Source organism: Mesorhizobium sp. CA7 (genome assembly GCF_020165015.1).
GTDB lineage: Bacteria > Pseudomonadota > Alphaproteobacteria > Rhizobiales > Rhizobiaceae > Mesorhizobium.
The window spans coordinates 81995-102515 of the sequence record NZ_JAIUHH010000010.1 but is presented as its reverse complement, the minus strand read 5'-3'; the positions used below and the strand labels follow the sequence as shown (position 1 = coordinate 102515).

The following is a 20521-nucleotide window of genomic DNA, read 5'->3' as shown; positions in this document are numbered from 1 at the left end:
GCCAAGCAGCTTCTGGACGATGGAAAAATCGATTTTCCGATACTTTTCCTAAACGCTTTGCTGCCACTCTGGCCATAAATACCGACATCAGAACAGAGGCATGATGCAAACGACGTTTGGCACCGGCCAGCCAGGCAAGGAAAATACGGATCTGGCCTTCACGGATTCGTTGACCGGGCTCGGCAACCATCGTCGCTTCTTCGACAAGGTCGATCGCCTGATCAGCGACCGCGCCGACGATCCCGCGCCCTTTACCGTCGGCATCCTCGACCTCGACGGCTTCAAGCCGATCAACGACCTGTTCGGCCACAAGGCCGGCGACGACATCCTGATCCAGGTGGCGATGCGGCTGCGCGCTTCGATGGACGGCTATTCCACAGTCTGCCGCATCGGCGCCGACGAGTTCGCCTACCTCTATCCGATGGTGTTCTCGGAGGAACAGGCGGCCGAGACATCGCGCATGCTGATCGAGATATTGTCGGCGCCCTATGATGTCGGTGAGCGCACCGCAAGGCTTTCGGCCTCGGTCGGCTGCTCGCTGTTCTATTCCGGCGACGAGACCACCGAGATCCTTCTCAACAAGGCCGAGACTGCGCTCTATCACGCCAAGCGTTCGGGCCGCGGCCGCGTCGTCGTCTACACCCGCGAGATGGAAGAGGCGGCCAAGCGCGTCACCCGCATCGAGCAGGCGCTGCGCCGCGCCGTCTCGGCCGGCGAGGTCGAACCGCATTTCCAGCCGATCGTCGATTTGAGCAGCCGCCGCACCATCGGCTTCGAGACGCTGGCGCGCTGGACGGACCGCGACCTCGGCGTCGTGCCCCCATCCGTCTTCATCCCGATCGCCGAGGAACGCGGCATCATCGGCCCGCTGTCGCAGCTGGTGCTGCGAAAGGCGGCCGAGGCGGCGCGCAGCTGGCCGAAGGAGCTGTTCTTGTCGTTCAACCTGTCGCCCTCGCAGCTCGTCGACCAGAACACCGGCCTGCATATCCTGGCCATCCTCGACCGCACCGGCTTCGATCCGCGCCGGCTGGAGATCGAAATTACCGAGACCGGCCTGATGAACGATCCGGCCTCGGCCGAGAAGATCGTCGAGGACCTGCGCCGCGTCGGCATCCGCGTCTCGCTCGACGATTTCGGCACCGGCCAGTCGTCGCTCGGCCGCCTGCGCGAGTTCCATTTCGACAAGCTCAAGATCGACCGCGCCTTCGTCTCCTCCATCCTCGACGATAGGCCGTCGGAGCACATCATCCGCGCCATCCTCGCAATGTGCGAAGGGCTCGGCATGGATGTCGTCGCCGAAGGCATCGAGGACGAAGCGCAGGCCGACCGCCTCGTCCAGTTCGGCTGCGCCGGCGGGCAAGGCTATCTGTTCGGCAAGCCGGCCGATGCTGACGCCACGCTCGGCTATCTGCGCGATTCCTATCGCGGCGCGCTGCACGCCAAGGCGATCTGACTAGTTCCCCAGCACAGGGGATTTTGACCGATCGGCTCTGTTTGCGTTGATCGCATGCGCTGGAGATTGGCCGAAACGTCGATCGCGATCGTCATTCCAGGGCGGAGCAGGAGCGAAGCTCCGTCGCGAAGACCCTGGAATCCATGCCGTTACCTTCGCCAAGGAATGCAACTGAGCAGAATTTTGCACCGTGGCGGCGCTTCCAAGTCACGGAATGGATTCTACGGTCTGCGCGCGTCGCTTCGCTCCTTGCTCCGCCATAGAATGACGAGGTTGGGGCGGCTTCAACCAATCCCCGGCGTTTGTGCTGATTTCACGGAAATGAACGGAAAATCTTCCACCAAGACAAACGGCAACCTTTCAAAATCCCCGTCGGGGAACTAGAGCTTTCCGGCTGTTCGGAAGACCGGCCGCCGCCTGCGGCGCGTCGATCATTTGTCGGACATAAGCTACCAAATCCGCCATTTCGTCCTTGCCCCCGGGCCCGGGGTGGCTAGGATGCGCGCCGGCAAAACGGGAGAACGGATCATGATGCCATCGGCGCGTTTCACCGACCTCGACGGCGCCTCGGTGCTGATCACCGGCGGCGGTTCCGGCATTGGTGCTGCGCTCACCGAAGGCTTTGTGCGGCAGGGCGCCAAGGTCGCTTTCATTGACATCGCTGACGAGCCAAGCACCGCCCTTGCCGACCGGCTGGAGAAGGAGCTCGGCCGCCGCCCGCTCTACCTCAGCGCCGACCTGCGCGATATCGCGGCGCTGCGCGCCGCCGTTGCCAAGGCGGCCGAGGCGCATGGCGACGTCACGGTGCTGGTCAACAATGCCGCGCTCGACGAGCGTCACGCAGTGGAAGACGTCACCGTCGAATTCTGGGACAACAACCTTGCGATCAACCTGCGCCCGCATTTCTTCACCGCCCAGGCCGTGGCGCCCGGCATGAAGCGGGCCGGCGGCGGCTCGATCATCAACTTCACCTCCACCTCCTATCTGATCAACCACCCCGATATGCCGGCCTACACCGCGGCCAAGGCGGGCATCCTCGGCCTGACCAAGGGCCTCGCCGGCAAGCTTGGGCAGGACCGCATCCGCGTCAACGCGGTGGCGCCAGGCTGGGTCATCACCGAACGGCAACGCAAGCTCTGGGTTACTGACGAGGCGCTCGCCGCCCATGTCGCCAAGCAGTGCATCAAGGATGTCATGCAGCCCGACGACATGGTCGGCACGGTGCTGTTCCTGGCGTCGGACGCCTCACGCATGCTGACAGCCCAGATGCTGATCGTCGATGGAGGCTTCCTGTGAGCCCGGCACCAGCGGTCGCTGCGCTCGACTGGGGCACGACAAGGCTCAGGGCCTGGCTGCTCGACGGCACGGGCAAGGTTCTTGCCGAGCGGCGCGGCGATGACGGGTTGATCACCGCCCGCGAAAAGGGCTTTTCGAACGTGTTGGAAGGCCATCTTGCCGCGATGGGCGCGCCGGACATGTTGCCGGTCATCATCTGCGGCATGGCCGGTTCGCGGCAGGGCTGGATCGAGGCGCCTTACGTCACCGTGCCGGCGCCGATCGGCGCGATCTTGCGCGGCGCCGCCCGCATCGAGGGCTCGGGCCGCGACATCCGCATCGTGCCCGGTCTCGCGCAGCGCCTGGCCGACGCGCCCGACGTGATGCGCGGCGAGGAAACCCAGCTTGCCGGCGCCGGTTTGCCGGCAAAGGGACGCCACCTCGTCTGCATGCCCGGCACGCATTCGAAATGGGTCGCGGTCGCGGACGGCGTGGTCACGGGCTTCGGCACCTGGCCGACCGGCGAATTGTTCTCCGTGCTGGCAACGCACTCGATCCTGAAACACTCGCTGGGCGAGCATCCCGCTCCGGTTGCCGCGGGCAGCCAGTTCTTCCGGCAATGGTGCGAGCGGGGTTTGGGCGAAGGCGGCGATGTCACCTCGAAACTGTTTGCCATCCGCGCCGCCGGGCTTCTGCAGGATCTGCAGCCCACTGACGCGGCGGCCTGCCTGTCCGGGCTTCTGATCGGCGGCGAGATCGCCTCGGCAAGGCGTCGCTATGGCGCTAGCGATGCGCCGGTGGCGCTGATCGCCTCCGGCGCACTGGCCGAGCTTTATGGCGCAGCGCTGGGCCTCGCCGGCCTTGCCTTTCGCAGCGTGGACGCCGATGAAGCGGTGCGCGCCGGCCTCGTCGAAGCCGCGCGCGAGAACGGCATGATTGGAGGCGCTTCATGAGCCAGACCGCACCCTTCCCGAAACTGAAGCGCGGGCTTGTCGCCATCCTGCGCGGCCTGAAGCCGTCCGAGGCGGTGGCGATCGGCCGGGCGGTCCACGATGCCGGCATCGAGGCGATCGAAGTGCCGCTCAATTCGCCGGAGCCGTTCCTCTCCATCGCCGATCTGGTCAAGGCGCTGCCGAAAAGCGCGCTGATCGGCGCCGGCACGGTGCTGACGGCGACGGACGTCGATGCCTTGCACAAGGCCGGCGGCAAGTTGCTGGTCAGCCCCAACATCGATGCCGAGGTCATGGGCCGCGCCATGCAATACGGCATGGTGACGATGCCGGGCGTGTTCACGCCGACCGAAGCCTTCCAGGCGATCCGCCTCGGCGCCTCGGCGCTGAAATTCTTCCCGGCAAGCGTGCTTGGATCGAGCGGCATCGCGGCGATCCGCGCCGTGCTGCCGGCAACGACGCTTGTCGGCGCCGTCGGCGGCGTTTCCGACAAGGATTTCGCCGGCTACAAAGCGGTCGGCGTCAGTATCTTCGGGCTGGGATCGAGCCTCTACAAGCCGGGTGCGAGCGTCGAGGACGTGGCGCAGCGCGCCCGCGCCGCGGTCGCCGCCTGGGATAAAGCTTTCGGAGTGGCGTGATGAATGGCGTTTCGGTTTTTTCCGACCATATCTGCGAGCTCGGCGAGGGTCCGAGCTACGATCCCGCCACCGACACGCTGTTCTGGTTCGACATCGTCAACGGCAAGCTTCTGGAAAAGCCGCTCGCCGGCGCGCTGAAAGTGCATGATCTAGGCGTCATGGCCAGCGCCATTGCGGTCATCGACGCCGACCGCCAGCTGATCGCCACCGAGGTCGGCCTGCAAGTCCGGGACGTCAAGACCGGCAAGCTGACGCTGCACACGCCGATCGAGGCCGACAATCCGCTGACGCGCTCCAACGATTCCCGCGTTCATCCCTGCGGCGCCTTGTGGACCGGCACGATGGGCAAGGACGAGCAGAAGGGCGCCGGGTCGATCTACTGGTTCTTCAAGAGCGAATTGCGCCGGCTGTTTTCGGGCATCACAGTCTCGAATTCCATCTGCTTCTCGGAGGACGGCAAAATCGCCTACTACACCGACACCGCGACCGGGCTTCTGATGCGCGTTGCCTGCGATCCGGCGACCGGCCTGCCGGCCGGCGAAGTGAAAGTGTTCGTCGATCATCGCTCCTCGAAAGGCTATATCGACGGTTCGGTCGTCGACCGCGACGGCGTGCTGTGGAATGCCGTCTGGGGCGGCAAGGCGGTTAAGGCCTATGCGCCAGACGGCACGCTGTTGCGCGAGATCGCCATGCCGGTGACGCAGGCCTCCTGCCCCGCTTTTGTCGGTTCAAAGGCCGACCGGCTGGCGGTGACCTCCGCCTGGAAAGGCAAGGACGAGAAGCAGCGCGCGCTCGACCCGCAGGCCGGCATGACCTTCCTGCTCGACATTCCAGTCAAGGGGCGCTTCGAGCCGCCCGTGCTGATCGCATAATTCCTCGACACAGGGGTTTTGAAAGCGTCCTGGTTGTCGGCAGGCAAGGTTTTCACCGTTCATTCCATGAAATCAGCGCAAACGCCGGAGATTGGCCGAGCCTCTCAACTCGTCATTCCAGGGCGAAGCAGCCGCGAAGCGGCGTCGCGGAGACCCTGGAATCCATTCCGTGACCTCGGCCGAAGGGCGCAGCGGAACAGAATTCTGCACCGTGAGCGGCGCTTCGACGTAACGGAATGGATCCTCGGGTCTGCGCGCGTCGCTTCGCTCCTTGCTCGCCCGTGGATGACGATCGTGATGGGGGTTTCGGCTAATCTCCAAGGCCGCTCCCCAAGGCAAACATAGCCCGCGGTCGAATCCGTGCTGGGGTATTGGGAGCAATCTTCGCCGGAGTGTTCCATCCGGAATTGCATCAAGACAAGAGAGCGGCGGCCGGCTTACTGTCGCGCAATCGCCTCGGTTCGGTCGGTTTCCCGCAAGCCGGCCACTTCGGGCATGCGATGGTACGCGCCTGATTTCCCGGAGCTTTCGATGCCGCAGCCGACCTTGATCCTTGTCTACGAACCGGAAAAACCCTGTTTCGACCGGCTGGTCGCCCAGGGCTATCCAGCGGAGCGCGCCATCGAGATCTCGTCCTATCTGGCGCAGTCGACCGATCTTGCGCCGGAATTCAACCAGCTTGCCGAGGCTTGCGAAAGGCGCGGCCTCGCCTTCAGGCCTGTCGAACTCGACAACGCGGCGCCGGTTCTGGCGGGGGCCGATCCGGCAACGACGCTGGTCTGGACGCTTACTGACGGTATCGCCTACTTCCGTGGCGGCGCAGCACCGGCGCTGGCGCGGCTAAAGGGGCTGCGCACCGTCGGCGCCGACGATTCGCTGTTCGCGCTCTGCCAGGACAAGCTGCGTTCCGGCGCCGTGCTCGGCGCGCTCGGCCTGCCGGCGCCGCAGGCCGGCCTGGCGCGCAACGGCACATGGCTGGTCGAGCCGCCGGCCTCGCCCAAGGGCTGGTTCGTGAAACCCAACCGGCTCGGCGCCAAGATCGGCATCTGGCCGGATTCGCGCACCGCCGATCTCGGCCATGCGCTGGAGCTTAGCCGGCGTATTTTTTCGCATTACCGCGACGATGTCGTCGTCCAGCCCTATGTCGCCGGCCGCAACGTGCGGGCGAGCTTTCTTGGGCTCAGACGGGAAACCGGCATGGAAGCGCTCGGTATCGTCTTCGTCGATTCCGGCGGCGATTTCCAGACCATGGCCGATTCGATGGCGCTCTATGGCGGGACCGGCCAGGCGGCGAAGGATGCCGGCACCTATGCCGAGCCGGAACTCGAGGCCGTCGGCGCGAGTCAGCCGGAGGCGGACCGAAAAATCCGCGCCATCGCGCAGAAGCTGATAAGCGGTCTCGGCCTGAAAGATGTCTTTTCCGTCGATTTCAGGGTCGAGGCCGACGACACCGTGCACGTCATCGAGTTCGAAGTCTGCCCCGGCCTGCCTTGCTTCGATTTCCGGGACTATTGCCGAAAGCAGTGGGGGATGAGCCTTGCGGACGCGATGGCGGAGACGGCCGCCATTAGGTTGATGTCGTGACCTCCAGAGTGGCCGAGATCTAACAACCTCGTCATTCCAGGGCGGAGAAAGGAGCGTAGCGACGCGCGCAGACCCTGGAATCCATGCCGTTGCCGCGGCCGAAGGGCGCAGCGGAGCAGAATTCTGGACCGCACCGGCGCCTCGAAGTCACGGAATGGATCCTCGGGTCTGCGCGCGTCGCTTCGCCCGTGGATGACGACAGCTGGGCGTTTTCGGCAATCTCCAATGTAAGCCGCGCAGCAACAGCCGATCTGCCTGCTCGCCGAACCTAGACGCCCTCGACCAGCACGATCTCGCCATCGGCAACTTTCTGTCGGATGGCGGCGGCGCGCTGGTATTCCGGCGAGTGGTAGCAGTCATGCGCCACGGCCAGCGATTCGAACTCGATGATGACGTTGCGGGCGCGCCCCGGCCCCTCGGCTTTTTCGTGCTCGCCGCCGCGCGCCAGGAACTTCGCGCCGAAGCGGTCGAAGGCGAGCTTCGCGGCGGCGACATAGTCCTTGTAGCCCTCGGCGTCGCGCACATCGACACGGGCGATCCAATATCCCTTTGGCATTCTTTTTCTCCTGTTTGTTTTTCGCGAAAGAGGGCCGGTCCTCAGGCGGATTGCATTTCGGCGAGTATCGCCTCGGCCGCAGCGCGCCGGTCCGGCGCGGCGACGATCGGCCGGCCGACGACAAGGTGGCTGGAGCCGTTACGGATCGCCTGCGCCGGCGTCACCACGCGTTTCTGGTCGCCATGGGCGCTGCCTGCGGGCCGGATGCCCGGGGTCACCACCGCCAGATCGGGTCCGACGATGCGGCGCACCGCCTCGGCCTCCTCAGCCGAGCAGACGATGCCGCCCATGCCGGCATGCAGCGCCTGTTCGGAGCGCCGGAGCACCAGCGTGTGCGGGTCGTATTCATAGCCGGCGTCGATAACGTCCTGCTCGTCCATCGAGGTCAGCACCGTCACGCCAAGCAGGCAGAGCTCGCTGCCCCTGGCCGCCTCGACAGCCGCTCTCATGGTTTTTGGATAGGCATGCAGCGTCAGCATCGTCATGCCCATCTTGACGATGTTCTCGACGCCCTTGGCGACCGTGTTGTCGATGTCGAGCAGCTTCATGTCGAGAAACACCTTCGTGCCGCCGCTGGCGAGCTCCCGCGCGAAGTCCAATCCGCCGGCGAAGGCGAGCTGGTAGCCGATCTTGTAGAAGGAAACGGCGCCTTCGAGCTCGCGCACCGCCTTCTCGGCCTCTTTCATCGTCGGCAGGTCCAGCCCAACGATCAGCCTGTCCCGCATAGTGTCGGCCTCCGCGAAATTGATCACGCCTCGATCCGGGTGGACAGCATGCGCGAGGTTTCGATCAGTGTACGGCATAGGCGCTCCATCGATTGCTGTAGTCTGGCGTCCCTGAATTGTCCGTCCTCGGCGAAGGCTTCGCCGGCCTCGGAGACCGAGCATTCGGGCGTGATCACCTCCATCTGGCAGCGCACCAGCACCGCGCGCAGATGGTTGATGCAACGTATGCCGGCGAACTTGCCCCCTGAGGACGAACAGAGCCCGACCGGCTTGCCGGCAAGCGGCCTAAAGGTATGGCTGCCCTCGCGCCGTACCCGGCTCACCCAATCGATCGAGTTCTTGAGCAATGGCGGGATCGAGCCGTTATATTCGGGCGTCGCGATCAGCAGCCCGTCATGCGCGGCGATCTGCCGGCCGAGCTTGATGGCGTTTTCGGGGATGCCTTTTTCCTTTTCCAGGTCCTCGTCCATGATCGGCAGCGGGTAGTCGCCGAGCGAGATGCGCGTCACCTCCGCGCCCTGCATGGCCAGTTCCTTCTGCGCCACATCGGCGGTCCGGCCGCTGAAGGCGCCGCTCCGGGCCGAGCCGGCGAAGACGAGGATTCTTGGGATCACTGCCATTGGCCACCCTTGTTCGTGGACAGGTACAGCCAAGGAGCATTCAAATCAACGAGGGGTGGCAGAAAACGTCCGAGGATTGGTCGCCACCTACCAACTTCGTCATCCACGGGCGAAGCAGCCGCGAAGCGGCGTCGCGAAGACCCGAGGATCCATTCCGTTACCCCAATCGCAGAGCGCAGCGGGGCAGAATTCTGAATCGTCGCAACGCTTCGAAGTCACGGAATGGATCCTCGGGTCTGCGCCGCGTCGCTTCGCTCCTTGCTCCGCCCGCGGATGACGAAGCGAGGGGTGTTTCGGCCAGTCGCCAGGACGCTGCCGCCACTGGCGATGCGCGAACACTTTCGCAAGTAGAAACTAATGCGCCGCGCGCCGGTAGATCCACAGCTGCGTCGGCGGGATGTTGCGGAAGATGAAATCGAAATGCTCGACCGTGTAGTCGCCGCGCCCGGCCGGGATCGGCGACAGCGGGCCATAGGTCAGCTGCACGATCGGCCGTCCGGCCGGAATGCGGTCGAGCAGGCTTTCGATATAGGCGATGCGCTGGGCGACGGGGAAATTGAGCAGCGGCACGCCGGAGACGACCGAATCGAACACCATGTCGCGCTTGTCGCCGAGCGTGGCATTGAGATTGAAGGCGTCGCCCTCGATCACGTTGACGCCGGGATAGAGCCCGCGCAGATGGCGCACGAAGTCGGTCGAATATTCGACCGCATAGAGGTTTTCGGGCTTCACGCCCTGGGCCAGGATGGCGCGGGTGATGACACCGGTGCCGGGCCCGACTTCGAGCACCGGCAGACCCGATCCCGGATTGACGATGGACGCCATCTTGCGGGCGGTGATGGAACTGGTGGGAACGATCGAGCCGACCGTTTTCGGCTTGTCGATCCAGCCTTTGAAGAACTTCAGCTCGTCGTCGAATTTTTCGGCCAGCGCTTTGCGCAACCCGGGACTACGTGCCATCACGAGCTCTCCTCAATGCTCAGCCTCCCGCTCCGCTACTTAGCAGGTGGGTGGAACAAGGCAAGGCGTCAAGCTGGCATAAGGTGTTGATGACGCTTGGGCACCGGATCGCCTTCCGACGCCGTGCGAAATGCGCGCCTGCGGCAATCAGTTTTCGCCGAACGACTCGAAGAAGTCCTTCATGCGCGCGAAAAAGCCGCTCGACTGGGGCGAATTGTCCTTCGAGGAGATCTGCTCGAACTCTTCCAGCAGTTCGCGCTGGCGGCGCGTCAGGTTCTGCGGCGTCTCGACCGCCGTCTGGATGTAGAGGTCGCCGACATTGGGCTGGCGCAGCACCGGCATGCCTTTGCCCTTCAAGCGGAACTGGCGGCCGTTCTGCGTGCCTTCCGTCACCTTGACCTTGGTCTGGGTGCCATCGAGCGTGGTGACCTCGAAGGAGCCGCCAAGGGCTGCCGTCGTCATGGAGATCGGCACCTTGCAATAGAGATCGGCGCCGTCACGCTGGAAGAATTCGTGCGGCTTGACCGCCAGGAAGATGTAGAGGTCGCCGGGCGGTCCGCCGCGCAGGCCCGCCTCGCCCTCATTGGCCAGCCGGATGCGGGTGCCGTCCTCGATGCCGGCCGGGATGTTGACCGACAGCGAGCGTTCCTCGGTGACGCGGCCCTGGCCGGCGCATTTCGGGCAGGGGTCCTTGATCGTCTGGCCGCGACCCTGGCATTGCGGGCAGGTGCGCTCGATCGAGAAGAAGCCTTGCGTGGCGCGCACCTTGCCGTGGCCGTGGCACATCGAGCAGGTCACCGGCTGCGTGCCGGGCTTGGCGCCGCTGCCGGAGCATTCCGAGCAGGAGATCGAGGCCGGCACGCGGATCTGCGCCGTCTTGCCGGAGAAGGCTTCTTCCAGCGTGATTTCCATGTTGTAGCGCAGGTCGGCGCCGCGCTCGCGGCCGCCCGACGAACGGCGCTGGCGGCCGCCCATCATGTCGCCGAAAATATCCTCGAAGATGTCGGCGAATCCGCCGGCGCCGAAACCGTGCGCTGCGCCGTTCATACCGCCTTCGAAGGCAGCGTGGCCGAAACGGTCATAGGCGGCGCGCTTCTGCGGGTCCTTCAGCGTCTCGTAGGCTTCGTTGATCTCCTTGAACTTGTGCTCGCAGGCATGGTCGCCGGGGTTGCGGTCGGGATGGAACTGCATGGCGAGCTTGCGGAAAGCGCTCTTGAGTTCCTTGTCGTCGGCGCCTTTTTGCACGCCCAGCGTTTCGTAGAAATCAGCTTTCATTTTTTCCCGCTGTCCGGATGCTCAATGTCTTCAAGCATTGTTGGCGACGTTTGCCGGCACGTTCTTGGATTTAGGAGCGATGTTTCCCGGATGCTAGTACTAAGCCGGGCCGCTCCGGGTTTTTCTTTCACTTTTTCGACTGGGGTTGCAAAAAAGCCCGGCCTTCCGCCGGGCTTTTCGCATGATCCGCCGTCAGCCGGCTCAGGCCGACTTCTTCTTCTCGTCGTCTTCGTCGATTTCCTCGAAGTCGGCATCGACCACGTCCGAATCCTTGGCGGCGTCCGCCTTGGCGTCGGCTTCGGCCGCTTCCTTCTGCGAGGCCTCGTACATGGCCTGGCCGAGCTTCATCGACACTTCGGCGAGCGACTGCGACTTGGCCTCGATGTCGGCCGGGTCGTCGCCCTCGGCTGCGGTCTTCAGCGCGGCGATCGCATCCGAGATCGCGGTGCGGTCAGCCTCTGAGACCTTGTCGCCATAGTCCTTCAGCGACTTCTCGGACGAATGCACCAGCGCTTCGGCCTGGTTGCGGGCCTCGACGAGGGCACGGCGCTTCTTGTCCGCGTCGGCATTGGCCTCGGCGTCCTTCACCATCTTCTCGATGTCGGCGTCGGACAGACCGCCCGAAGCCTGGATGCGGATCTGGTGCTCCTTGCCGGTGCCCTTGTCCTTGGCCGAGACGTTGACGATGCCGTTGGCGTCGATGTCGAACGTGACCTCGATCTGCGGCACGCCGCGCGGGGCCGGCGGGATGCCGACCAGGTCGAACTGACCGAGCATCTTGTTGTCGGCCGCCATCTCGCGCTCGCCCTGGAAGACGCGGATCGTCACCGCCGACTGCGAATCCTCGGCGGTCGAGAAAGTCTGGCTCTTCTTGGTCGGGATCGTGGTGTTGCGCTCGATCAGCCGGGTGAACACGCCACCCAGCGTCTCGATGCCCAGCGACAGCGGCGTCACGTCGAGCAGCAGCACGTCCTTGACGTCGCCCTGCAGCACGCCGGCCTGGATGGCGGCGCCGAGCGCCACGACCTCATCCGGGTTGACGCCCTTGTGCGGCTCCTTGCCGAAGAACTGCTTCACGATCTCCTGGATCTTGGGCATGCGGGTCATGCCGCCGACCAGCACCACCTCGTCGATCTCGCCCGCCTTCAGGCCGGCATCCTTGAGCGCCGCCTTGCAGGGGTCGATGGTGCGCTGCACGAGATCCTCGACCAGGCTTTCGAACTTCGCCCGGGTGAGCTTCATCGTCAGGTGCTTCGGGCCGCTGGCATCGGCGGTGATGAAGGGCAGGTTGATCTCGGTCTGCGTCGTCGACGACAGCTCGATCTTGGCCTTTTCGGCGGCCTCCTTGAGGCGCTGCAGCGCGAGCTTGTCGGCCTTGAGGTCGATGCCCTGCTCCTTCTTGAACTCGGCCGCCAGGTACTCGACGAGGCGCATGTCGAAGTCCTCGCCGCCGAGGAAGGTGTCGCCATTGGTCGACTTCACCTCGAAGACGCCGTCGCCGATCTCCAGCACGGAAATATCGAAGGTGCCGCCGCCAAGGTCATAGACGGCGATGGTCTTGCCGTCCTTCTTCTCCAGGCCATAGGCAAGTGCGGCGGCCGTCGGCTCATTGATGATGCGCAGCACCTCGAGGCCAGCGATCCTGCCGGCGTCCTTGGTCGCCTGGCGCTGGGCGTCGTTGAAATAGGCCGGAACGGTGATGACCGCCTTCTCGACCTTCTCGCCGAGATAGGCTTCCGCCGTCTCCTTCATCTTCTGCAGGATCATGGCCGAGATCTGGCTGGGCGACTGCTTCTTGCCGCCGGCCTCGACCCAGGCGTCGCCATTGTCGCCCTTGACGATCTTGTACGGGACAAGCTTCTTGTCCTTCTCCGTCACCGGGTCGTCATAGCGGCGGCCGATCAGGCGCTTGACCGCGAAGATGGTGTTTTCCGGATTGGTGACCGCCTGGCGCTTGGCCGGCTGGCCGACGAGACGTTCGCCGTCGCTCGAAATGGCGACGATGGAAGGCGTCGTGCGCGCGCCTTCAGCATTCTCGATCACCTTGGGGTCCTTGCCATCCATGATGGCGATACACGAGTTGGTGGTGCCGAGATCGATACCGATAACTTTTGCCATTGTTCTAATCTCTCCTCTAAGCAGGCTCTCTGGACCCTTCAAAAGGCGTTCCGACGAAAGCCCCTGTTCACAAGAAATCCCGTCATGGTCCCCGCTTTTTAGGGCTGGACGGCTGGCGCGTATATAAGAACAGGCGACACAAGGCGCAAGCATCCTGCGCAAGCTGTCCGTCGTCTCGGCAGCGACCCGGAAGAGACCCGCAGCGCTCTGCGCCCGAGCCGGTCTGAGGTCGACCTATCTCACTGTTCTGGCTTGGTTTTTTTATAGCGGCGCCGCTTAGAGCACACAGATCTGCCGACCGTCGAGGTCGGGACCTGCTGTTTCGGGCGTGACTTTCGGTCGCGAAAGAGCGGAAAATCAGCATGGCGGCGACGCTTCGCGCATCCGGCGGCAAGCTGTGGGGAGCGCCTGGCATTCGGGCAAAGCCCTGCCGGGCGCGTAGCCCGGCAGGGGGTTGCGGACTTCAAGCAATTCCAGGAAAAGCCGCAGCGGTTTTCCGTTCGGAATTGCCTCAAAAACAGAACCTAGAGCCCGTTGTCCTTCAGGATCTTGGCGGCGTTGTCCTTGGTGATCTTTTCCGTCGGCAGCGTGATGGTCTTCTCGACCTTCTCCCCTTTCAGGAACTTGATCGCCTGGCGCAGGCCCTCGGCGCCCGGCGTGACATAAGTGAAGGTCGCGGTCAGCTCGCCCTTGTTCACCATCTGCACGCCTTCGTTGGGCAGGCCGTCGATGCCGATGAACTTGATGTCCTTCTCGCGCCCGACGTCCTTGGCCGCGAGATAGGCGCCATAGGCCATCGGATCGTTGTGGCCGTAGACGAGATCGATCTTCTCGTTGGTCTTCAGCGCGTTGGCCATGATGTTATAGGCCTGGTCCTGCTTCCAGTCGCCCGACTGCTGGTCGAGCAGGTACTTGATGCCCGGCTCCTTGTCGGTGAATTCATGGAAGCCGTCATGGCGGTCATGCGCCGGCTGCGTGCCCATACCGCCCCAGATCTCGACGACGTTGCCGGCCGCCTTGCCCTTGCCGCCCAGGAGCTCGACGGCATATTCGCCAGCCGCCCGGCCGATCAGCTTGTTGTCGCCGCCGACGAACTGCGTGTAGTCCTTGGTTTCGACATTGCGGTCGAGCACGAAGACCGGGATCTTGGCGTCGATCGCCTGCTGCACCACGCCGGTCAGGCCGGCCGATTCCTTCGGTGAGACCAGCAGCGCGTCGACCTCCTGGCGGATCAGGTTCTCGACGTCGGCGACCTGCTTTTCGGTCTTGTCCTCGCCGTCGGTGATGATCAGCTCGACCTCCGGGTGCTTGGCGGCTTCCGCGATGATGTCCTTGTTGAACTGGGCGCGCCAGGGCTCGATGGTCGTCACCTGCGAGAAGCCGATCTTCCACTTCTTGTCCTGGGCAAAGGCATGGTTGCCGGAAAAGAGCGCGGTGGTCGTCACAAGCGCCGCCGCGAAGGTGGCGAGCTTCAGCATATCACGTCGTTTCATGGTCCTGTTTCCTCCGGATTATAGAGACGAGGTCTCCTGTGACGGCCGCTTTGCCGCGGCCGTTTCCTTTTGCGCCGCCCGTCCGCCGGGCAGGCGCAGATAGCTGAGAAGATCGCCGGCGTTGCGCTCCTGCACGAGCACGGTGCCGATGATGATCGCCCCCTTCAGAACCAGCTGAAGGTTCGAATTGATGTTGTGCAGCTGCAAGATGTTTGACAGCAGGCCGAAGATCAGCACGCCGCAGAAGGTGCCGACAAGGCTGCCGCGCCCGCCCATCAGGCTGGTGCCGCCGATGACCACGGCGGCGATGGCATCGAGCTCCAGCCCGGCGCCGGCATCGGGCTTGCCTTGGCGGTATTGCGCCACGTAGAGCACCGCCGCGATGCCGGCGAGCAGGCCCGACACCGCATAGGTGGCGATCTTGACGCGACCGGCGGCGATGCCGGAAAGCCGCGCCGCCTCCTCATTGCCGCCGATGGCGTAGACATAGCGGCCGAAGGGGGTGAAGCGCAGCACCGCGCCGTAGATCACCACCGCGCCGAGGAAGAACAGGCCCGGCATCGGCACGATGCCGAACACCAGCGAGCGCAGGATCTCGAAATCGGCGGTGGCGTTGGAGCCGGTATAGACCGGCAGCACCGCGTTGTTCTGGCCGGCGGTAAGCCTGGCGATGCCGAGCGCCGTCACCATCATCGCCAGCGTGACGATGAACGGCTGCAGCCGGCCGGCGACGATAATGAAGCCGTTGATGGTGCCGAACAGAAGGCCGACGCAAGGCGCCACCAGCAGCACGCCGAGCACGCCGAACTTGGTCTCGACCTGCGGCAGCAGGTACCACAGCGAAAGGCAGCACAGCGCCACGCCGACGACGCCCGGAATGATCAGCCCGCGCGCCTTGTCCAGTCGCGCGTCGCGCCCGGCTTCCGCCCCGGCGCGGGATTTCTCGATGTTGAGCAGGATGAAGCGGGTGGCCAGCACGCCGAGGCAAAGCGCCGCCAGCGCGGTCGTCGGCACGCCGAGCGCCGCCGACGGCGTGACACCCGGCACGGTGAGCAGCATGGCGCAGACGACCGAGCAGATCGCCATCAGCGAGCCGACGGAAAGATCGATGCCGCCGGTCAGGATCACCGCCGTCATGCCGGTGGCGATGAGGCCGGTGGTCGACACCTGGCGCAGCACGTCGAGCAGGTTGCCGTAGGACAGGAAGATGTTGTTGCCCTTGGAGCTGATCGGCGAGCCGAACACGCCGATCATGAAGATGGCGATCAGCCCCCAGTACAGCTTGGTGCGGGAAACAAGGCTGATAAGGTTCATGCGGCTGGTCTCGCTGCCCGTCTTGGTGTGGCAAGTCTTGGCGCGGCAAGCCGCATGATCGCCTCCTCGCTGGCCTCGGCGCGGGACAGGATTCCACGCTGGCGGCCCTCGGCCATGACCAGGATGCGGTCGGCCAGATGCAGAAGCTCGGGCAGCTCGGAGCTGATCACGGCAATCGCCAGCCCGTCGCCGGCCAGCTTGAAGACGAGATCGTAGATTTCGCGCTTGGCCCCGACATCGATGCCGCGCGTCGGCTCGTCGAGCAGAAGCACGCGCGGCCGGGTCGCCAGCCACTTGCCGATCACCACCTTCTGCTGGTTGCCTCCGGACAGCGTGCCAGCGGCCTGCTCGATGCTTTCGCAGCGTATGCCGAGCGCGCCGACCGCGTCGCGTGCCAGGCCGCGCTCGCCGGAGCGCGAGCGCAGGCCGAAGCGCGCCAGCGCGCCGACCAGAGGCAGCGCGACATTGTCGGTGATCGAGGCTTGGAGATGCAGGCCTTGCGTCTTGCGGTCCTCGGTCACCAAAGCAATGCCGAGCCGGCGGGCCTCGCGCGGCGAGCCGATCTCGACCGGCACGCCGTCGAGCCGAATCTCGCCGCCGGTGCGGCCGTCGCTGGAGCCGAAGATCGCCTCCAGGATCTCGGTGCGGCCGGAACCCAGCAGCCCGCCGATGCCGAGGATCTCGCCGGCCGCAAGGTCGAAGCTGATGCCGTCGATCATCGTGCGCCAGCCATGCCGGTCGGGCTTCGACAGCGACAGGTCCCTGACCGAGAGCACCGCTTCGCCGCCGGGGCCGCGCTCATGATCGGAGGAAGCGAGAAGGTCGCGCCCGACCATGGCGGAGATGATGGCGTCTTCGTCCAGCCTTGCCATGTCCCGCGTCAGCACGTGGCGTCCGTCGCGCAGCACCGTCACCCGATTGGCCAGATGCATCACCTCGTCGATGCGATGCGAGATGTAGACGATCGCAACGCCGCTTGCCGCGAGCTGGCCGATGATGCGGAACAGTCTCTGGCACTCGGCCGGCGACAGCGCCGAGGTCGGCTCGTCCATGATGAGGATGCGCGCCGACTTCGACAGCGCCTTGGCGATCTCCACCAGTTGCTGCTCGCCGACCCTCAGCGTGCCGACACGCGCCTCGGGATCGAGCTCGATGCCGAGACGCTGCAGCAGCGCGCTGGCAGTGCGGCTGCTCGCCTTGCGGTCGACGACCAGCCCGGCGATCAGCTTTTCACGGCCGAGGAAGATGTTGTCGGCGACGCTGAGCTCGGGGACGAGGTTGAGCTCCTGATGGATGATGGCGATGCCGGCGTCCTCAGCGTCGCGGACGCCGGTGAAGCGGACTGCCTGACCGTCGATCGCCACGGCGCCTTCGTAGTCGGTATAGACGCCCGACAGGATCTTCATCAGCGTCGACTTGCCGGCGCCGTTCTCGCCCATCAGCGCATGCACCTCGCCGGGCCTGAGGTCCAGGCTCACATCGGACAGCGCGGCAATGCCGCCGAACCGCTTGGAAATGCCGGTCGCGCTCAGGACGACGGTTGGACCGTCGGCGGCCGCATTGCCAGTCGTGGTGGAATCAACGCGCTGCATGGCAAAGGACGGCCTCCCTCCGTCGGCTTCGATTGTTTGAGACGCTAATCTAAACGTTTCGAATGTGTCAAGCGCATATCTGGTCACTAAGGATTGTTGCATTTCAATTCTTGCGAAAAATGCCGGGTTTGCGTAGGTTTGGCCAAATAGGGGTGGCTAAACGTTTCGAAAATGACGGTGTCAGGGCGGAAAAAACAGCGGAAATCCACGGCGCCGACCATGCTGCATGTGGCTGAGGCGGCGCGTGTGTCCGTGGCCACCGTGTCGGCAGTGCTCAACGGCACCGCCACCGTCAGTCCGGAGCTTACCCAGCGCATCGAGCAGGCGATCCGCGACATCGGCTACAAGCGCAATGCCATTGCCCGCAGCCTCAAGATGGGCACCACGCGGACCATCGGCCTGACCGTGCCGCACATCACCAACCCGTTCTTCACCGATGTCGTTTCGGTCATCCAGCAGGCGTTCGACCGCGCCGGCTATGCCGTCATGCTGTGCTGCACGGACGAGGACCTGAACACGCAGGACGACCAGATCCGGCTGCTGCTAGACCGCATGGTCGACGGGCTGATCGTGGCGCGCGTCGGCGACGGCGGCATCCTGAAGGGCATCGTCGGGGACGCCAACGTGCCGGTGGTGCTGCTCGACCGCCTCTGCGAAGGCGTCGACACCGATGCGGTGGTGCTGGACAACCAGCGCGCCGTGTTCGACGCCGTCACCTATCTGATCCATCTCGGCCATCGCCGCATCGGCTATATCACCGGCGCCTCCGACATATCCCCCATGCATGACCGCATGATCGGCTACCGCGAGGCGCTGCAGGCCGCCGGCCTGCCAGTGGCGGAGGAGCTCATACGCTGCGGCAATTTCCACGAGATCGACGGCTATAACGCCACAATGCAGCTGCTTTCGCTGCACGACCGGCCAAGCGCGATCTTCTCGGCCAACAATCCGATGGTGATCGGCACCATGAAGGCGATCCGCGACATCGGTCTCAGCTGCCCCGAAGACATTTCGGTCGCCTGCTTCGACGATTTTCCCTGGTCGGACGTGTTCGTGCCGCAGCTGACCACCGTGGCGCAGCCGGTGCAGGCGATCGGCGAGCAGGCGGCGAACCTCCTGCTCGACCGGCTGGCCGGCAACAGGGAGGCGCCGCCGCGCAAGCTCGTGCTGAAGGGCCGGCTGATGATCCGCAATTCCTGCCGGCCGCTGGGCGCGCTCGCGCAGAGCGTCAGCGCGTAAATCCGAAGGAGCTCTCGCCTAGCAGCTGCAGCCTCGGAAAGATGCCCCGGCCGCCGGCGACCACACGGGTGCCTTTGCCGATCACCGTCTTGGGGTCCGCTTTCAGCACCGTGCCGCCGGCCTCTTCGACCAGCAGCATGCCGGCCAGGCAATCCCAGGCGTTCATGTGCTCCTCGAGATAGCCGAGCAGCCGGCCGGCCGCCGCATAGGCAAGCATCAGGGCACCGGAAGCATTGCGGAAGAAGACGCCGCCTTCGGCCATGATCAGGCTGATGAGTATGACCACATTCTTGGTCGAGGCGCGGTTGGAAAGCCCAGTTCCGACGGCGCCGTCGGAAAGCGACGCCGCATTGCTGGCCTTGATCGGCTTGCCGTTAAGGAAGGCGCCGCCGCCGCGGCGGGCGTAGAACGTTTCGTCGGTCGAGGGTTCGTGGATAACACCGACGATCGTCTCGCCATCCCTGGCGCAGGCGATCACCACGCACCAGGCGGGAATCCCGCGCACGAAATTGGCGGTGCCGTCGATCGGGTCGATCACCCAGACATGACCGGTTGTTCCGGTCACCGCCGCGTGCTCCTCGCCGACGATGCCGTCTTGCGGATAGGCCTCGGCGATCGCGGCGCGGATGAACAGCTCAACCTCGCGGTCGGCCTCGGAAACCAGGTCCTGGTGGCCCTTGCTCTCGACGGCCAGGTTGTCGAGGTCGCGAAAATATTTCAGCCCCAGCTCGCCGGCGCGCCGCGCCAGGTCGATGGCAAAATGCATGCGGTCGTCGAGATCATGGGTCATGTGCAGGCTCGCGCGTTGGCGGGGAGCCTGCCCTTAACAGATGGGCATGTCAGAAGCCATGGCGCCGTCAGGCCACCTTCGACATCGATTTGTGCACGTCAGCGAGGATCTCGAAGGAGCGCACGCGCGCCGCATGGTCGAAGCACTGCGCCGTCACCATCAATTCATCGGCGCCGGTGCGGCTTATGAAGGCGTCGATGCCTTGGCGCACTGTCTCCGGCGAGCCGACGACGGCGCAGGACAGCGCTTGGGCAAGCATGGTTTTCGCCACAGGGTCGAGGTCACGGTCGTAATTCTCGACCGGCGGCGGCAATTGGCCGGGCCGGCCGCTGCGCAGATTGACGAAGGCCTGTTGCAGCGAGCTGAACAGAAGCTTCGCCTCGGCGTCCGACGGCGCGGCGAAGACATTGAGGCCGAGCATGACATAAGGCTTGTCGAGTTGCGCCGATGGCTGGAAGCGCGTGCGATAGACCTCCAGCGCATGATCGAGCTCGGCCGGGGCGAAATGCGAGGCGAAGGCGTAAGGCAGGCCGAGAAGGGCTGCGAGCTGCGCGCCATAGAGGCTGGAGCCGAGGATCCAGACCGGCACGCTCTGGCCCTCGCCGGGCACGGCGCGGATGCGCTGGCCTTCCTCGGCCGGCTGGAAATAGCCCATCAGCTCGACGACGTCCTGCGGGAAATTGTCGGCGCTTTCGAGATTCCGCCGCAGCGCCCGCGCGGTCAGCATGTCGGTGCCCGGCGCGCGGCCGAGGCCGAGATCGATGCGGCCGGGGAAAAGTGCGGCCAGCGTGCCGAACTGCTCGGCGATCACCAGCGGCGCATGGTTGGGCAGCATGATGCCGCCGGCGCCGACGCGGATCGACTTCGTCCCGCCGGCGACATGCGCGATCACGACGGACGTCGCCGCGCTCGCAATCCCCGGCATGTTGTGGTGCTCGGCCAGCCAGTAGCGCCTGTAGCCCAGCCGCTCGGCATGGCGGGCAAGGTCGAGCGAATTGGCAAGCGACTGCGAGGCGGTGCTGCCTTGCGTGATCGGCGACAGGTCGAGAACCGAAAGGGCCGTCATT

18 protein-coding genes are annotated in these 20521 nt (G+C 64.8%); 7 read left to right on the top strand and 11 right to left on the bottom strand.

Annotated elements, in window-relative coordinates:
* Nucleotides 1–103: 103 nt before the first annotated feature.
* From LB552_RS18620 to LB552_RS18595, 6 genes are all read left to right on the top strand, one after another.
* Complete coding sequence (locus tag LB552_RS18620; protein WP_140635945.1) at nt 104–1453, top strand: putative bifunctional diguanylate cyclase/phosphodiesterase; 1350 nt, start codon at nt 104–106, stop codon at nt 1451–1453.
* Between the two features lie 528 nt (nt 1454–1981).
* The gene (locus tag LB552_RS18615; protein WP_224609096.1) at nt 1982–2749 is read left to right on the top strand and encodes an SDR family NAD(P)-dependent oxidoreductase; all 768 of its coding nucleotides are present in this window, start codon (nt 1982–1984) and stop codon (nt 2747–2749) included.
* Nucleotides 2746–3681: a 2-dehydro-3-deoxygalactonokinase gene (locus LB552_RS18610; RefSeq protein ID WP_224609093.1), complete on the top strand. Its 936-nt coding sequence runs from the start codon at nt 2746–2748 to the stop codon at nt 3679–3681. Before LB552_RS18615 ends, LB552_RS18610 begins: the two co-directional genes overlap by 4 nt.
* Entirely contained in the window at nt 3678–4316 is a 639-nt protein-coding gene (locus LB552_RS18605) for a 2-dehydro-3-deoxy-6-phosphogalactonate aldolase (RefSeq protein WP_224609089.1), read from the top strand. Before LB552_RS18610 ends, LB552_RS18605 begins: the two co-directional genes overlap by 4 nt.
* Nucleotides 4316–5188: an SMP-30/gluconolactonase/LRE family protein gene (locus LB552_RS18600; RefSeq protein ID WP_224609086.1), complete on the top strand. Its 873-nt coding sequence runs from the start codon at nt 4316–4318 to the stop codon at nt 5186–5188. Before LB552_RS18605 ends, LB552_RS18600 begins: the two co-directional genes overlap by 1 nt.
* 531 nt (nt 5189–5719) lie before the next feature.
* On the top strand, nt 5720–6772 hold the full coding sequence (locus LB552_RS18595; protein WP_224609083.1) for a D-alanine:D-lactate ligase-like protein: 1053 nt from the start codon (nt 5720–5722) through the stop codon (nt 6770–6772).
* Between the two features lie 268 nt (nt 6773–7040).
* On the opposite strand, the gene LB552_RS18590 is transcribed toward LB552_RS18595, so the two are convergent.
* From LB552_RS18590 to LB552_RS18550, 9 genes are all read right to left on the bottom strand, one after another.
* Nucleotides 7041–7328 carry a DUF1330 domain-containing protein gene (locus LB552_RS18590; RefSeq protein WP_095769448.1) on the bottom strand — a complete coding sequence of 96 codons (288 nt, stop codon included), beginning with the start codon at nt 7326–7328 and terminating at the stop codon, nt 7041–7043.
* 41 nt (nt 7329–7369) lie between these two features.
* Nucleotides 7370–8053, bottom strand: a complete 684-nt coding sequence (gene pyrF / locus LB552_RS18585) for an orotidine-5'-phosphate decarboxylase (protein ID WP_224609275.1) — start codon at nt 8051–8053, stop codon at nt 7370–7372.
* 23 nt (nt 8054–8076) lie between these two features.
* The gene (locus LB552_RS18580; protein ID WP_140700581.1) at nt 8077–8673 is read right to left on the bottom strand and encodes an NADPH-dependent FMN reductase; all 597 of its coding nucleotides are present in this window, start codon (nt 8671–8673) and stop codon (nt 8077–8079) included.
* Nucleotides 8674–9027: 354 nt separating this feature from the next.
* A complete protein-coding gene (gene pmtA, locus LB552_RS18575) occupies nt 9028–9633 on the bottom strand; it encodes a phospholipid N-methyltransferase PmtA (RefSeq protein ID WP_140845305.1) in 606 nt (201 codons plus the stop codon).
* A gap of 147 nt (nt 9634–9780) precedes the next feature.
* Nucleotides 9781–10908 carry a molecular chaperone DnaJ gene (dnaJ, locus tag LB552_RS18570; protein ID WP_095769451.1) on the bottom strand — a complete coding sequence of 376 codons (1128 nt, stop codon included), beginning with the start codon at nt 10906–10908 and terminating at the stop codon, nt 9781–9783.
* Between the two features lie 201 nt (nt 10909–11109).
* Nucleotides 11110–13026 (bottom strand): molecular chaperone DnaK, encoded by a 1917-nt coding sequence (gene dnaK, locus LB552_RS18565; RefSeq protein ID WP_140845306.1) that lies wholly within the window; start codon nt 13024–13026, stop codon nt 11110–11112.
* Between the two features lie 524 nt (nt 13027–13550).
* The gene (locus tag LB552_RS18560) at nt 13551–14519 is read right to left on the bottom strand and encodes a substrate-binding domain-containing protein (protein WP_095769453.1); all 969 of its coding nucleotides are present in this window, start codon (nt 14517–14519) and stop codon (nt 13551–13553) included.
* A gap of 18 nt (nt 14520–14537) precedes the next feature.
* Nucleotides 14538–15833: an ABC transporter permease gene (locus tag LB552_RS18555; RefSeq protein ID WP_224609081.1), complete on the bottom strand. Its 1296-nt coding sequence runs from the start codon at nt 15831–15833 to the stop codon at nt 14538–14540.
* Nucleotides 15830–17425 carry a sugar ABC transporter ATP-binding protein gene (locus LB552_RS18550; RefSeq protein WP_224609078.1) on the bottom strand — a complete coding sequence of 532 codons (1596 nt, stop codon included), beginning with the start codon at nt 17423–17425 and terminating at the stop codon, nt 15830–15832. The genes LB552_RS18555 and LB552_RS18550 overlap by 4 nt, the downstream gene beginning before the upstream one ends.
* A gap of 219 nt (nt 17426–17644) precedes the next feature.
* Between LB552_RS18550 and LB552_RS18545 the strand changes: the two genes are divergently transcribed.
* Complete coding sequence (locus tag LB552_RS18545) at nt 17645–18664, top strand: LacI family DNA-binding transcriptional regulator (RefSeq protein WP_224609076.1); 1020 nt, start codon at nt 17645–17647, stop codon at nt 18662–18664.
* Here LB552_RS18545 and LB552_RS18540 read toward each other — a convergent pair.
* Both LB552_RS18540 and LB552_RS18535 read right to left on the bottom strand, forming a co-directional pair.
* Complete coding sequence (locus tag LB552_RS18540) at nt 18654–19454, bottom strand: inositol monophosphatase family protein (RefSeq protein ID WP_224609073.1); 801 nt, start codon at nt 19452–19454, stop codon at nt 18654–18656. The two genes, LB552_RS18545 and LB552_RS18540, sit on opposite strands and share 11 nt — an antisense overlap.
* A 67-nt stretch (nt 19455–19521) precedes the next feature.
* Nucleotides 19522–20520: an LLM class flavin-dependent oxidoreductase gene (locus tag LB552_RS18535; RefSeq protein WP_224609070.1), complete on the bottom strand. Its 999-nt coding sequence runs from the start codon at nt 20518–20520 to the stop codon at nt 19522–19524.
* Nucleotide 20521 lies beyond the last annotated feature (1 nt).